The organism is Thiohalocapsa sp., assembly GCF_019695415.1.
GTDB lineage: Bacteria > Pseudomonadota > Gammaproteobacteria > Chromatiales > Chromatiaceae > Thiohalocapsa.
Genome location: NZ_JAIFKJ010000302.1, coordinates 1 through 13,178 on the forward strand (window position 1 = coordinate 1; position 13,178 = coordinate 13,178).

Sequence of the window (13,178 nt, forward strand, 5' to 3'; positions counted from 1 at the left end):
CCCCTGCTCCTCGGCGTCGGCGAGTTCAGCCTCCGCACGGACTTTGCGACCTTGCTCCGCGGCTTCGCACAACTGCGCGCGGACCGGCCCGGCCGGCTGATGATCCGCGGCGAAGGCGGCGGGCGCGACGCGCTGCTGGCGGAGGCCGACGCGCTCGGCGTGGGCGACGACGTCTCGCTGCCCGGATTCGTACCGCAGCCCTACGCCTACCTGGCGCACGCGGACCTGTTCGCACTCACCTCCCGTTGGGAAGGCATGCCGCTGGTGCTGGTTGAAGCGCTCGCGCTGGGGACCCCTGTGGTGGCCACGGATTGCCAGAGCGGCCCGCGGGAGGTGCTCGCCGACGGACGCTTCGGCCCGCTGGTGCCGGTGGGGGATGCACCGGCACTGGCCGCGGCAATGGCGGCTATCCTCGCGGCGCCGCCGGACACCGATGGGCTGCGGGATGCGGCCCGTCCCTATGCCGTCGAGGCCGCCGTCAGCGCTTATCTCGCGGCCATGGGTCTGCCGCCGGTGGCGCCGGTCGTATGTCCATGACAGACCTGGCGCAGGTCGTCGGTCGGCGCTGGCTTGCGCCTTTGCGCCGGCGTATCGGGGGCGTGCCCGTGGGCTGGCTGATCCTGTTTCTGGCCTTTGCTGACCTCATGCTCGCTTGGCCGGCACTGGACCTGATGGTCGCGGGCTGGTTCTACAGCCCCGGGGAAGGCTTTCCCGCGCTTGGCCAGGTCTGGGAGCGCTTTCTCTACCACTCCGTCGAGGTGCTGATGCTGGCCGGCAACCTGACGCTGTTGGCGGTCTGGCTTTGGAACCGGCGCACCGGCCGGCGACTGCTCGGGCTCACTGGCCGCAAGCTCGCCCTGCTGCTCTGCGTTCTCGCCCTGCTGCCGGGGCTCTTGGTCAACCAGATCCTCAAGGAGCACTGGGGACGCGCGCGACCAGTGCAGGTGCAGCAGTTCGGCGGCGACCGCTCCTTCACACCGGCCTTTGTCTATACCGGCGGCAGCGGCGGCGCTTTCAGCTCCGGCCACGTCGCCGCCGCGGCGTATCTGATCGGCGTCGCACACCTGCTGGCCGGGCCGCGCTCGCGCTGGGTATTGCTCGCCGCCGTTTACACGGCGCTGGTGGGGCTCGCGCGCATGGCCGCCGGCGGGCACTTTCTGAGCGACGTGATCACATCCGTATTCCTGGTGCTGTTCGGCTATTCATTGCTCCGCCGGCTTTTCCGCTTTGAGGAGGGGACACAGACGGCGCGCGACACCGGCATCGAGCCGCCGTGACACTGCGTCTGCGCGGGCCGCAGGGGCGCGTCTGTGCGATCATAGGCCGCCAGTCGGGAGGTCTTCGCGGACGGCAGACAGCGCCCGGTAAGATTCAAAAGTGAGAGCGGAGCGCCTTGAGGTGAGATCAGGCTTGCGGATGGGACTAGGGTTGGCGCTGCCGGTGGTGTTGCTGGCGGCGCTGCTCGGTGCCGGTTGCGCCACCCCGGACGATGCGGCGCTCAGCGAACGGCTCACGGCCAGGGCCGTTGCCGGCGACTTCAACTCCATTGCGCTGACCGACATTCGCTGCAACGCGCGCACGGAGGACTGCGCCAAGTCGCATGCGGTGAAAGGCGACGCCTGTTTGAAGCTCGCGATCCAGCAACCGCAGACCGCCTCGATCCAGGACTCGAAAATGCGCGACCTCCTGGACTGCGCAGAGGCCGGCTATAGCAAGGCACTGGAGCTGCAGCCGGACCGGAACGCCCCGAGCCGCGTTTCCTACCACGGCGGGCTGTTGCTCACCCTGAGCGAGCGCCGCAATCGGCTCGACAACGTCAAAGAGCAGAAGCTGGACCGCGAGAACGAAAAGCTCCTGCGGGCCGCCCAGGAGGCGCGTCGGGAGGTTCCGGGCAGCGCGCTCGGCTTTCTCTACGGGGCGTCGGCCCATGTTTACCGCGCCACACTGAAGCCGCGCGGGCGTGACCGCTGTAATGACTTGCGCCAGGCGGAATCTATGCTGAGCCGCTCGCCGTCGCCGCCCATCGAGCTCACGGACGAGCAAAACCGCATCCGCTCGCTGATCCGGCAGCAGCTGCGCGAGAACGGCTGCGGGCGCATCCAACGGCTCTAGGGTGTCCCGAGCAGACCGGCAGCTCGGCGCGGCGACGCATGCGGGGCCGTTACGGGACGCACGTCTGCCCCTGCTAGTCATCCTGGGGATCACCCTGTGGCGGCTTTGGGCTGCCGCAACGGTGCCTGTCACCCAAGACGAGGCCTACTACTACCATTGGGCTCGAGCCCTGGCCTGGGGCTATTTCGACCATCCGCCGGGCGTCGCCGTGCTGGGTCTGGGGACGCTGCTCGCACCCGCGTCGGCGTTCGCAGCCCGACTCGGCGCGGTGCTGGCGGGTCTGCTGACGCTGCTCGTGCTCTGGCGCTTCTACACGGCGCTGGGGCTGCAGCGCGGCAACGGCCTGCTGCTGGCGCTGGTGCTCGCCGCCGGCACGCTGCCCGGGCTCATCGCGGGCATCATCACAACCCCGGATACGGTGCTGACCCTTTGCTGGGCGCTCGCCCTGCACGAGGCGCTGGTGGCCTTGCGCGGCGAGCGCCGGCGCTGGCTCAGCGCAGGTGTCGCCACCGGGCTCGGGCTGCTCGGGAAGTACAGCATGGCGGTCATAGGCCCAGTATTTCTCTGGGCCATGCTGGCCGCGGACCGGCGGGCACTCGCCACGCCCTGGCCGTACCTGGGAGGACTGCTGGCCTTGCTGGTGTTTTCGCCGCACGTGCTTTGGAACGCCCAGCACGACTGGCTCAGCCTGCGCTTTCAGCTCGGCCATGGGCTCGCCACCGAGCTCGGCAGCTTCGACCTCGCCGCCGAAGGGCTGCCGGCCGCTGTTGGCTCCCAGTCCTACACCCCACCTGGCAGCGGGCCACTGACGACCCTGGACCGGCTGGGTCAGTTTGCGAGCTTCCTCGGCAGTCAGCTGGCCTTCTGGGGGCTGCTGGTCCTGCCCCTCGGCGCGGCCCTGTGGGCGCGCGGGGGCCTGCGCGGAGCTAGACGTCGGCTCACCACCACCCTGGATGCCCCCGCAAAATCGCTGCTGCTGGCGGGCACCGCCTTTCCACTGGCACTGTTCGGCCTGCTGTCGCTCAGCAGCGATGTGGAGGCCAACTGGTCCGCACTCTACCTAGCTTGCGCAGTGCCGGCGGCGGCGGTGGTGTTGCGGCCTTTGGCAGGCTGGGCGCTGCTCGCTGCCGCTGGGAATCTGCTGTTGGTGAGCTTGTATGCCTTCCACGCCGCGACAGCGGCGCTGCCGCTGCCGGATGCCGCCCAGCGCATCCTGCGGGAGAGTTATGGCTATCCTGCGCTCGCCGAGTATGTCGAAGGTTTGGACGCGCCGGTATTCGCGGACCGCTATCCGTTCGCGGCCATGCTCAACTTCCACGCACCGACACTCGCGGTCCCACAGTGGCCGAACATCGCCCGTCCGTCGGAGTACACCCGCGGCCGATTGGTGACAGCACCGTCACAGGCAGCGCTGCGCGAAACGGGCTTTTGGCTGGTGGCCTACAAGTTCGCGCCGCCGGACATCCCGGGTTTCCGGGCCGTGGAGACGCGCAGCATTTTCCAATGCCGCGGCCAACCGCTCAAGGTCGTGCAAGGGGGGGCTCCTTGGAGCGCGGCCGGCTGCGAGCACCCGATTCAAGGCTGGCGGCTCTATCGCTATACGGCGGATACCGTCCCAGAGGCGTGAAGATCCAGATGCCTGAAGTTTGAGGGTCTGAGATCCGGGCGCTTGAGGTCAGGATCATGCTCAGGCAGCAGCCGCCCGGGCCTTGAGCTCCGCCGCCCGCGCCGACCCGAGGAAGCGCTCGATGCGAGCGCGCGCATAGTAGATCACCGGCGTCAGGGCCACTGCAGCCCCGAACTTGTACAGATAATTTACGGTGCCCACCGCCAGGAACAACGACAGCGGCCACTGCTGCGGCCCCAGCACGAAGGCGATGTAGAGCACCACGAAGCTGTCCACCAGCTGTGAAACCAGCGTCGAGCCGGTGGCCCGCAGCCAGATGAAGCGCTCGCCGGTGAGCCGCCGCACCCGGTGGAAGACGGCCACGTCGATGAGCTGACCGACAAGGAAGGCCACCACGGAGCCGGCGATGGTCCACATGCCCTGACCGAAGATCACCGCGAAGGCCGCCTGCATGTCCGGCACGCCGCGCTCTTCAGCGATACCCACCCACCAGTCTGCCGGCGCCAGCCCAATTGCGACATAGGCGAAAAAGAAGGCGTAGACGATCAGCCCGACGGTCAGGTAGGAGATAAAGCGCACACCCCGCCGGCCGAAGTATTCGTTGATGATATCCGTCATCACGAAGACCACGGGCCAGAGCAGCACGCCGGCGGTGAAATTGAGCGAGCCCTCCTCGCCGAACAGGTTCCAGTTCAGCGGCTCCTGTCCGAAGGTGGCCTCCAGCGCGAATATCTTGATGCCGATGAACTCGGCGATCAGGGCGTTGCAGACGAAGAATCCACCGAGGACGACGAACAGGGCGGTGGCACGATCATTCGGCATGAACGGCAAGTGAGGGCCGAAAGCGAAGGGCCAAGGGCCGAGGACGAAGGGGCTAGGGGCTAGCGTGTACGACGCCGATGCCCGGCGCAACCCGCACGACGCCAGAATAGCAATCCATCGCCGCCACTCCCCTCTGCTTCAGGCCAGGGCCCTAGAGACTAGAACCTAGACCCTAGAACCTTCTGGTCAAGGTTTAGGCAACGTGACCCCACGCTGATTCTGATACTTGCCGCCGCGGTCGCGATACGAGGTCTCGCAAGGCTCGTCAGATTCCAGAAAGAGGATTTGCGCCACACCCTCATTGGCGTAGATCTTGGCTGGCAACGGCGTGGTGTTGGAGAACTCGAGTGTCACGTGCCCTTCCCACTCCGGCTCCAGCGGCGTCACATTGACGATGATGCCGCACCGCGCATAAGTGGACTTGCCGAGGCAGATGGTCAGCACATTGCGGGGGATGCGTAGGTACTCCACCGTGCGCGCCAGTGCGAAGGAGTTCGGGGGGATGATGCAGACATCGGCCTTCAAGTCGACGAAGCTGGAGGAGTCGAACTGCTTCGGGTCCACCACAGCCGAATTGATATTCGTGAAGATCTTGAATTCGTCAGCGCAGCGAATGTCGTAACCGTAACTGGATGTGCCGTAGGAGATGACGTGCCCAATGCCTGAACGCTCGCGCACCTGGCTCGGCTCGAACGGATCGATCAGTCGATGCTCCTCGGCCATGCGGCGGATCCAGCGGTCGGACTTGATGGCCATTATGGACTTACCTCGGTCTGCGATGCACCGCCCCAGCCGCACCGACGAGGCCGCATCACCCAGCTCCTACAGGCGCTTGCAGCAGGCGTCTGCCGTACAGCCGCAGCCCTTTTTCAAAACGCGCTCGCCCGCGATAGTCCACGCGCAATGCGACTCGCTCCTGACGGCACCCAAAGGGTGGTGCCCGCCGGCACCGGACGCGCACCGCTGCTGACCGGATCAAGCCAGGCGAGATTCCGCTCCGTCAGCACCGAGCGCGGCACACGGTACTGAAGCGCAAGCTCGTCGACGGTGGCGGGGTAGCGAAGTCTTACAGGTTGGTCGGTGAGCGGCTCAGCATAGCGCACGCCCTCGGGGAAGTACCGCTCCGCGTTGAGCGCCACGTGCCTTGCGGCCAGAAACTGTGCGTAAAAGTTGCGAGACGCAAAGCCAAAGTAGCGCCCGTCGTAGTCACGCACGATGCGTACGAAGTCGGTGCCGAAGCGCTCCTTTGCGCGCATCATCCCGCCCAGCCCGTGATTGTAGGACGTGAGCGCGAGCGGCCAGTCTCGCAGCTTGTTGTAGGAATTCTTGAGGTAACGTGCGGCGCCGTCCGCCGCCGCCACCGGGTCCAGTCGCTCGTCGATGGACGAATTCACCGTCATATAGGTGCGGCCCGTGGACCGGATGAACTGCCACATGCCGGATGCCCCAGCGCTGGAGCGCGCGTTGGCCTGAAAAGACGACTCGACGTGTGGCAGCAGCGCCAGATCCTCCGGCAGGCCGTAACGGCGGAAGATCTCGCGGAACTTGGCCAGCCAGCGACCGCTGCGCTCCAGACCACCGTGGTAGCGCTCCCGCACGCCCCGCTGACTGCGCACCCGCTCCGCGGCACCAAACGTGGCTCCCGGACCGCCGGCGGCTTCCAGCGTGCCCTTGAGCTTTTCCTCTTCGGCGCTGAGCCGCGCCCGGGCGGCAATACGCCGCTCCAGCCCGCGCAGGCGGTCGCTCCAGCGCTCACGCAGGGCGCGCACATAATCCTTTTGCGCGGGTGTGTAGACAGCTTCGATCGGGCCAGGGAGCTGTGCGACCTGATAGACAACTGCCAAGTGGCGATCATCATGGATGACCACTTTATCCCGGCCCCATTCCGTGTAGACCTTCTTCCAAAAAGTCACGTTGTCCTCCAGACCCGCCGGCAGCGGAAAATCTGCCGAAGGCGCATACGGCGGGTCGTCCCGCGCACCGCCCTGACCGGCACAGGCTGCCAGCATCAGCGCCGAGAGCAGCACCAGTAGGCAGGTGCCCGTGCGCCACGACGCATGCTGCCGGGGAGGATAAGTATCGCCCATGAATCTTGACCTTCGGCCCAAGCTGTTGCCCAGTTCGCTACCGGACCCCGTCTGTCCGGCGGCGCAACTTTAATGGGCCGGGCGGGCACGGTCAAAGCCGCCTGCGCCGCGGCAGCTTTGCCTGGTGCGAATCGGTGCAGGACCGGGCGGCGGTCGGCATGGGAGTGGCGGTGCGTCCGGCGCGGCGAACTCTGTCCGGCTTTTGACCGGACTGGTCCAAAAAAGGGCCTCCCTCATTCATCTTTGCCCGAACCGGAAGCGGGCTCGGCAGGATAATTACCCTGGATATCAGCCACCTGCAAAATCACGTCCCGCCCACGCGCATCGGTCCTGCGATAGCGCTGGATGAGCCGCCATTCATCCTCGGATAGCGGTGACGCATCGTCGAGGCAGAGCAGATAAGCAGGCGTCACGCCGTCAAGCGCCTCGGCGAGCTCCTGCGCTTCCTCGATGCCCATACGGCGGATACCCTGCTCGTAGTTACTGATACGTGATTTCGAGAGGGTGCGAGTCCGGGACGCAAGCTCCGACAGGCTGTATTTGTGGGCCAAGCGTGCTGCACGGAGGCGTTGGCCGATCTGTTTGCTGATGGTCATTCGATCAGAATAATTAAGCGGGCTAGCAACGTGGTACACGCCAGGCACGAAATTTGCCTCCACGAACATCAGTTCTGCACACTTATTGTGCCTTTGCCGTAACCAAGCCTGCGCCCCCCGAGACATCAGCGTCTCAACCCAGGTAGCCAGGGGCTACGCTTGACAGCCGGGCCGCTCATGGCCCCGCCAAACCGGCCGGCCGGTCGCAGAACGCCGCCCGGCCGATGGATTACTCCCGTGAGGCGTCGCGCCCAAATCCGGCTTCCGCGCTTAGGAGAGAGGCCTCAGCTGCCACGCCCCCGGCGCACTCCCCCCGGCCTAAGTTTGCGCGAGGGGCCGCGTTCGCCCCATCCGGCCGTCCCCAAGATCTCCCTCGCCTCGGCGCTGACGGCCCTGCCGATCCCGCGGCTCGCCTGGGAACACGAGATCCATCACTTCCTGAAAACGCTTGGTCTGCGGCGACAGAAACTTGCCCCGCCGCAGGACGATGCCATAGCTGCGCTTCGGGAAGTACCGATCGAGCTGCACACGGCCAAGGCGCTCGCGTCCGGTCAGACAAAGATCGGTAACAATGGACACGCCGAGTCCAAGCTCCACGTACTTCTTGATCACCTCCCAGCCCCCCGCCTCCAGTGTGACTTTGTAGTCCAGCTCCTGTTGGCGAAACATCAGATCCACCATGCGCCAGGTGCTGAGGTGGCGCGGCGGCAGAATGAGTCCATGCTCGGCGATCTCGGCGAGCGTGACGTCCTGTTTGTCGGCGAGCGGATGACCCGCGGGCGTGATGAGCGTCGGCGTATAGGTGACGACCGGCCGGTAGGTGATGTCATCCGGAACCTCCAGCATGGACCCCACAGCCATATCGACCTGGTCATTGCGCAACATTTGGAGCCCGTCTCGCCCGGTAACATTGTGTAGGCGCAGCTCGATTCCCGGATATTGGCCGACGAAGCGGCGAACCGGCTCCGGCAGAATGTAGAGGATGGTCGCTTCGCCGGCGGCAATGTCGAGACTACCCTGGTCAACCCGGCCGCAGTGCACCGCAAAAGTCTCGTGCAGCTTGTCCATTCCCTCCACCAACGGCTGGGCAAGCTCGTAGAGCAGCTCTCCCTCCGGCGTCAGACGGATCTTCGGGCCTCGGCGCTCGAACAGCACCGTATCCAACTCGCGCTCCAGTGCCTGTATCTGCAGCGAGACGGTCGGTTGGCTGAGGAAAATCTTCTCGGCCGCGGCGCTGACGCTGCCAGTGCGAGCAGCATGACAGAATGCCCGTAGCTGCTTCAGCCGGTTCTGTTTGTAGTGGATCTGCTGCGGCGCGGCCATCGGCACCAGCCTCCGTGGGCATTGTGTTCTGTAACGGCACGGCACGGTAGGCGCCGGTCAAGCCCAGAGTTTAGTGCAGTGCGGCTACGGGGCGGCCTACACCGCGAACGGCGAGGCAGAGCGGCCGGGCGTTGCCCGGCGCCCGATGACGAGAGGCAGGAGCCAGCAGGACTTAAGCCAGGCAGCGCAATCGCCGTTCAGTCGTGATCGAGCTCGGCGAGGATGTTACGGGCCACTCGGCGCTGATCGGCGTCACCCTCCTCCAGCACCAAATAGAGCAAGGTGCGGGCGGATGCCATGTCGCCCTCAGCACGGCGTTCGTTGGCGCTGCGGATCAGCGCCTCGATGCGGGCTTGTGGGCCGTCCGGCGATGCCGCCTCAGATGCCCGCGTCCGCAAGGCGTCGGCGGCGTCGGCATCTGCGGCCTCTTCGGCCTCGATGGCATCGAGCTCGGCGTCCATCTCTTCTTCTGTCATGGGCCGGTAGCGTCCGGGCATGTCGATGTCGCCGCCATCGATGTCGCGGCCCACTTCCGCACCGCCGCCCGGTTGTGCCGGTGCTGGCCCGTGACGGGCCGGCGCAACACCGCCGCCGCCTCCCCCTGGCGCTGGGCTCGGCGCCACATCGGGCCGGCGCTTCTCGAACCAGCGCGAGAAGAAGATGCCGGCCTCGAACAGGAGCCACATGGGAATGGCGAGCAGGGTCTGACTGATGACGTCCGGCGGCGTCAGGAGCATGCCGGCGACGAACACACCCACAATGACATAGGGCCGCTTCTGGCCCAGTGCCTTCGGCGTCGTGGCACCCACCGCCACCAGCAGGATGGTGGCGATGGGGATCTCGAAGGCGACACCGAAGGCGAAAAAAAGCTTCAGCACGAACTCCAGATAGAAGGCGATGTCCGGCATCTGCGCGACGCCCTCGGGCGTCACCGCGGTGAAGAAGCGGAACACCAGCGGGAAGACGACGAAGTACGCGAAGGCCATACCCAGGTAGAAGAGCACGATGCTGGAGGACACCAGCGGCAGGGCAAGGCGCTTCTCATGGGTGTACAGGCCGGGCGCGACGAATCCCCAGAACTGATAGAGCAGGTAAGGCATCGCCACGAAGACCGCCACCACCAGGGCCAGCTTGAAGGGCGTCAGGAAGGGCGACGCCACCTGAGTGGCGATCATCTGCGAGCCTTCGGGCAGTTGGGCGCGAATGGGCTCCGCAATGAAGGTGTAGATGTCGTTGGCGAAGGGGAACAGCACCAAGAAGACCACGACGATGGCGATCACCATGCGCAACAGCCGATCGCGCAGCTCCACCAAATGAGACATGAACGGCTGTTCGCCGCCGAGGTCGTCGTCGGTGTGATCCTGGGGATGCTGGGGACTCATGGTGGTGCCTCAGTGCCGGGGCGACGGCGCCGGACTAGACGGAGTGCTGTGTGTAGTGGCTGTGCCTGCTCAGCTGCGGTGCACGCGCCCGGACAAGGCCTGTTGAGGTGCTGGAATCGGCCGCGGTGGCGGGAAGGCCTCAGGGCGGATCGCCGGCCTGTCCACGCGACGCCTCTCCGTGGGCGTCGACGTGCCCTGTGGTGCCCCGCTTAGAGTCCTTCCCGCCACCGAGGCTGCCGTCCTCTTCGATGATCTGCTCCAGCGGGTTAGAGGCCGCCTGCTTGCGCAGGATCTCCTTCAGCTCTTCGGCCTTGATTTCCCGGTCTATCTCGTCTTTGACAGACATGAAGGCTCGGCGCGCACGACCGACCCACAGGCCGGCGGTACGTGCGAGCTTTGGCAGTCGCTCCGGGCCGACCACGAGCAGGGCCACAACCCCAATGAGAATCAGCTCCAGGGCGCCGATGTCGAACATGGCAGTCGGTCAGCTCCGTTGGGGTTCCGGCGTTGGGGTTTCGGCACTGCGTTGCTGGCCTCGGCTGTCGCACAGACAAGCTGCATCGTGCCTTCACGAGAGCGGATCAGACCTTGGGTCAGACCTTGGACTTATCCGCGTCCTTGTCGCTGCCCGCACCCGTGGCTGCGGATGCGCCGGCCTCGGTGTCCGCCGTGCGCTCGGCCTTGTTGTCTTCGAGCTGCTTCGACTCATCGTCATCGCCCTTGCCGGCGTCGCTCATCGCTGACCGGAAGCCCTTGACGGCACCGCCCAGATCGGAGCCGATATTGCGCAGCCGCTTGGTGCCGAACAACAGCAGCACGATCACCAGCACGATCAAGAGCTGCCAAATACTGATACCACCCATGCCCATTTCGACCTCCCGGCCCGCCTGCTTCGGACGAGCCTCGAACATTCAAAAACACCACTCCACCCAACGGCGGGTGTTGGTCACCGCTCCCGGTCATATGCGGGCGACCCCGCCCCGGAGAAAGACGCGGGATCATACCGTATTCATGCAGGGTTATGGGGCGGGCCGCAGCAGTCCCCGTGCGGATCAGGAACGGCGGCGCGCCTTCTCTTCGAGCCCGGACAACCCGAAGCGTCGATCCAGCTCCGCGAGCACCTCTTCCGGCCGCAGGCCCTGCTGGCTGAGGAGCACCAATGTGTGGAACCAGAGATCGGCGACCTCCGAAATCAGTCGCTGCGGAACCCCATCCTTAGCGGCCATGACCGTCTCGGTGGCCTCCTCGCCCACCTTCTTCAGAATGGCGTCGAGGCCCTTCGCGTAGAGCTTCGCAACATAGGAGGACTCCGCCTCCGCGGTCTTGCGGGCCTCAAGGACGTCTGCAAGGCGCGTCAGGACATCGGACATGGTCATTCTCCTTGAGGTGAAGGCCGGGGCCTGAGGTCATCGCAGCCGCAAGGCGCGCCGGGGCCCCGCCGGCCGGGCGAACTGGGGGAGCGGCAGCCGGCGCCGCGAGATGGGCTCAAAAGGTGTCGATGCGAACGTCGTACACACCACCAATGACGACGAACTCGTCTTCCGCCTTCAGCATGCCAGGCAGCAGGCCGTTGTAGAAGCAGACCTTGGGCAGCGGCACGTCGGCGGTAAGGATGTAGTCGCCGAACTCGTCTGCGCGCTCACGGTCGCTGGTAAAGCTGTTCAGATTGTTGAGCAAGACCCGACAGCCGCCGTCGGCGCCACGCGCCAGCACCTCGTGCTCGTCGATACGATTGCTGCCGCGGTATAGCGTCAGATGGGTCTCCTCCGGATGCTGGCGGGTGAGCTCGTACTGGCAGTAGGTGTAGAGGAGGTCCAGCTGCGCCTCCAGCGCGTTGGTGGCGTAGAGGCCGTGGCTGCCGGCGGCGAGGTAAAGCTGGTAGGCATCGCTGTCGCGTCCATCGAGCGGCCCCGCGTGATGCCGCGCCAGCAGACCGAAACGGGTCTCCACCCAGTGCTTCAGCACCGCCCCTTCACGGCCGTCCGAATCGAAGGACCAGCCGCGCACCATGCGCAGGTAATTGGCATTGCGCCGCGACTTGCGCACCCGTCCCGGGGACAGCCCCGCCTCCTCCAGATCATCCAAGCAGAAGTGAGCCGACATGTAGTCGACGAACACCGCCGCCCGCTCGCGATGGGAGCCGATCGGCGCGAGCAGCGTGAACAGATCTTGGTGGAAGGCCCGCACGCCGTCCAGCTCAAGCGGCACCGGGTGCGCTTGATAGGTGAGACCGCCCAGAATCACCGCCGGCAGGTTGCAGCGGTTGATGGGCAGCCGGGCGTGGCGGGGGAGAGAGGTGGTCACCTGTGGGCATGCCTCCAACCGCCTTCCGATGCGCGGGACCTCTGGCCTCGAGAACGGGCCAAGTGCGCGCTGCGCGGTGCCCGGTGCGGGGTCCGCACTGCGTGCCCCGCTGCGGCTCGCCGCAGACCAAGGCGGTTTCCGGCAGACGGCACCACCCCTGCACGCTCACCGGCACACAGCACGTTCAACATACCCTGCAAAGGCACTCGCAACTCCCGCACCCGGCACTTCGCACCGCGCAGGCCCCACACCCGCATGTTGCCAGCCCCACAACGTCTGGGCCTTTGTCGGCTATCCGACCAAGCATCAAGACCGACATCTCTACCAATACACCGAGAATAATCTGTTGCTTAGATGATTTTTGCCATGCTGGCACGGCGCCTGCTTAACCCGGAGTACAGCCAACTTCATCCACCGCCCCAAGCCGGGGCGACACAACCGGGAGACAGACCCATGGCACTGCGTCAATGCGCCATCTACGGCAAGGGCGGCATCGGTAAGTCAACGACCACTCAGAACCTCGTGTCCGGCCTCGCCGAGCTTGGCAAGAAGGTCATGATCGTCGGCTGCGACCCGAAGGCCGACTCCACCCGCCTGATCCTCCACGCCAAGGCGCAGGAGACCATTATGCACCTGGCCGCCGATGCCGGCTCGGTGGAAGACCTGGAGCTCGAGGACGTGCTGCGCGTCGGCTACGCCGGCATCAAGTGCGTCGAGTCCGGCGGCCCCGAGCCGGGTGTCGGCTGCGCCGGCCGCGGCGTCATCACCGCCATCAACTTCCTGGAAGAGGAAGGCGCCTATGACGAAGAGCTGGACTTCGTCTTCTACGACGTGCTCGGCGACGTGGTGTGCGGCGGCTTCGCCATGCCCATCCGCGAGAACAAGGCGCAGGAGATCTACATCGTCGTCTCCGGCGAGATGATGG

The 13,178-nt window shown here is 65.8% G+C and carries 15 protein-coding genes; 5 read left to right on the forward strand and 10 right to left on the reverse strand.

Annotated features, from left to right (window positions below):
* The 4 genes from I6U14_RS08725 to I6U14_RS08740 all read left to right on the forward strand — a co-directional run.
* The coding region (locus I6U14_RS08725; protein ID WP_296898523.1) for a glycosyltransferase at positions 1–537 on the forward strand (537 nt) is incomplete at its 5' end.
* Positions 528–1,277 carry a phosphatase PAP2 family protein gene (locus I6U14_RS08730; protein ID WP_296898525.1) on the forward strand — a complete coding sequence of 250 codons (750 nt, stop codon included), beginning with the start codon at positions 528–530 and terminating at the stop codon, positions 1,275–1,277. The genes I6U14_RS08725 and I6U14_RS08730, both read left to right, overlap by 10 nt.
* Positions 1,278–1,416: 139 nt before the next feature.
* Positions 1,417–2,112 (forward strand): hypothetical protein, encoded by a 696-nt coding sequence (locus tag I6U14_RS08735; protein WP_296898526.1) that lies wholly within the window; start codon positions 1,417–1,419, stop codon positions 2,110–2,112.
* A 1-nt stretch (position 2,113) separates the two neighbouring features.
* Entirely contained in the window at positions 2,114–3,739 is a 1,626-nt protein-coding gene (locus tag I6U14_RS08740) for a glycosyltransferase family 39 protein (RefSeq protein ID WP_296898527.1), read from the forward strand.
* A gap of 60 nt (positions 3,740–3,799) precedes the next feature.
* Here the strand turns inward: I6U14_RS08740 and I6U14_RS08745 are convergent, their stop codons facing one another.
* The 10 genes from I6U14_RS08745 to I6U14_RS08790 all read right to left on the reverse strand — a co-directional run bounded on the left by I6U14_RS08745 (position 3,800) and on the right by I6U14_RS08790 (position 12,253).
* Positions 3,800–4,561: a queuosine precursor transporter gene (locus I6U14_RS08745; protein ID WP_296898528.1), complete on the reverse strand. Its 762-nt coding sequence runs from the start codon at positions 4,559–4,561 to the stop codon at positions 3,800–3,802.
* Between the two features lie 186 nt (positions 4,562–4,747).
* The gene (gene dcd / locus I6U14_RS08750) at positions 4,748–5,317 is read right to left on the reverse strand and encodes a dCTP deaminase (protein ID WP_296898530.1); all 570 of its coding nucleotides are present in this window, start codon (positions 5,315–5,317) and stop codon (positions 4,748–4,750) included.
* A 113-nt stretch (positions 5,318–5,430) separates the two neighbouring features.
* Positions 5,431–6,648, reverse strand: coding sequence for a lytic transglycosylase domain-containing protein (locus I6U14_RS08755; RefSeq protein ID WP_296898532.1), 1,218 nt, complete (start codon positions 6,646–6,648; stop codon positions 5,431–5,433).
* A gap of 233 nt (positions 6,649–6,881) precedes the next feature.
* Positions 6,882–7,244: a helix-turn-helix transcriptional regulator gene (locus I6U14_RS08760; RefSeq protein WP_296898545.1), complete on the reverse strand. Its 363-nt coding sequence runs from the start codon at positions 7,242–7,244 to the stop codon at positions 6,882–6,884.
* Positions 7,245–7,562: 318 nt separating this feature from the next.
* Positions 7,563–8,567 carry a LysR family transcriptional regulator gene (locus tag I6U14_RS08765; protein WP_296898534.1) on the reverse strand — a complete coding sequence of 335 codons (1,005 nt, stop codon included), beginning with the start codon at positions 8,565–8,567 and terminating at the stop codon, positions 7,563–7,565.
* A 197-nt stretch (positions 8,568–8,764) separates the two neighbouring features.
* Positions 8,765–9,949, reverse strand: coding sequence for a twin-arginine translocase subunit TatC (gene tatC, locus I6U14_RS08770; RefSeq protein WP_296898535.1), 1,185 nt, complete (start codon positions 9,947–9,949; stop codon positions 8,765–8,767).
* A gap of 139 nt (positions 9,950–10,088) precedes the next feature.
* On the reverse strand, positions 10,089–10,424 hold the full coding sequence (tatB, locus tag I6U14_RS08775) for a Sec-independent protein translocase protein TatB (RefSeq protein WP_296898536.1): 336 nt from the start codon (positions 10,422–10,424) through the stop codon (positions 10,089–10,091).
* A gap of 118 nt (positions 10,425–10,542) precedes the next feature.
* Complete coding sequence (tatA, locus tag I6U14_RS08780; protein WP_367115649.1) at positions 10,543–10,818, reverse strand: Sec-independent protein translocase subunit TatA; 276 nt, start codon at positions 10,816–10,818, stop codon at positions 10,543–10,545.
* 183 nt (positions 10,819–11,001) lie between these two features.
* A complete protein-coding gene (locus I6U14_RS08785) occupies positions 11,002–11,319 on the reverse strand; it encodes a phosphoribosyl-ATP diphosphatase (protein ID WP_296898539.1) in 318 nt (105 codons plus the stop codon).
* Positions 11,320–11,434: 115 nt separating this feature from the next.
* Positions 11,435–12,253, reverse strand: coding sequence for an NAD(+)--dinitrogen-reductase ADP-D-ribosyltransferase (locus I6U14_RS08790; RefSeq protein WP_296898541.1), 819 nt, complete (start codon positions 12,251–12,253; stop codon positions 11,435–11,437).
* A gap of 453 nt (positions 12,254–12,706) precedes the next feature.
* On the opposite strand from I6U14_RS08790, the gene I6U14_RS08795 reads away from it, so the two are divergent.
* Positions 12,707–13,178: AAA family ATPase (locus I6U14_RS08795; RefSeq protein ID WP_296898543.1), on the forward strand; the 472-nt coding region annotated here is incomplete at its 3' end.

Bases quoted from the DNA above. Each gene is read 5' to 3' on its own strand.
- dcd (WP_296898530.1), bottom strand. From the start codon at position 5,317: ATGGCCATCAAGTCCGACCGCTGGATCCGCCGCATGGCCGAGGAGCAT.
- I6U14_RS08745 (WP_296898528.1), bottom strand. From the start codon at position 4,561: ATGCCGAATGATCGTGCCACCGCCCTGTTCGTCGTCCTCGGTGGATTC.
- tatA (WP_367115649.1), bottom strand. From the start codon at position 10,818: ATGGGCATGGGTGGTATCAGTATTTGGCAGCTCTTGATCGTGCTGGTG.
- I6U14_RS08735 (WP_296898526.1), top strand. From the start codon at position 1,417: ATGGGACTAGGGTTGGCGCTGCCGGTGGTGTTGCTGGCGGCGCTGCTC.
- tatC (WP_296898535.1), bottom strand. From the start codon at position 9,949: ATGAGTCCCCAGCATCCCCAGGATCACACCGACGACGACCTCGGCGGC.
- I6U14_RS08785 (WP_296898539.1), bottom strand. From the start codon at position 11,319: ATGTCCGATGTCCTGACGCGCCTTGCAGACGTCCTTGAGGCCCGCAAG.
- I6U14_RS08730 (WP_296898525.1), top strand. From the start codon at position 528: ATGTCCATGACAGACCTGGCGCAGGTCGTCGGTCGGCGCTGGCTTGCG.
- tatB (WP_296898536.1), bottom strand. From the start codon at position 10,424: ATGTTCGACATCGGCGCCCTGGAGCTGATTCTCATTGGGGTTGTGGCC.
- I6U14_RS08760 (WP_296898545.1), bottom strand. From the start codon at position 7,244: ATGACCATCAGCAAACAGATCGGCCAACGCCTCCGTGCAGCACGCTTG.
- I6U14_RS08755 (WP_296898532.1), bottom strand. From the start codon at position 6,648: ATGGGCGATACTTATCCTCCCCGGCAGCATGCGTCGTGGCGCACGGGC.
- I6U14_RS08765 (WP_296898534.1), bottom strand. From the start codon at position 8,567: ATGGCCGCGCCGCAGCAGATCCACTACAAACAGAACCGGCTGAAGCAG.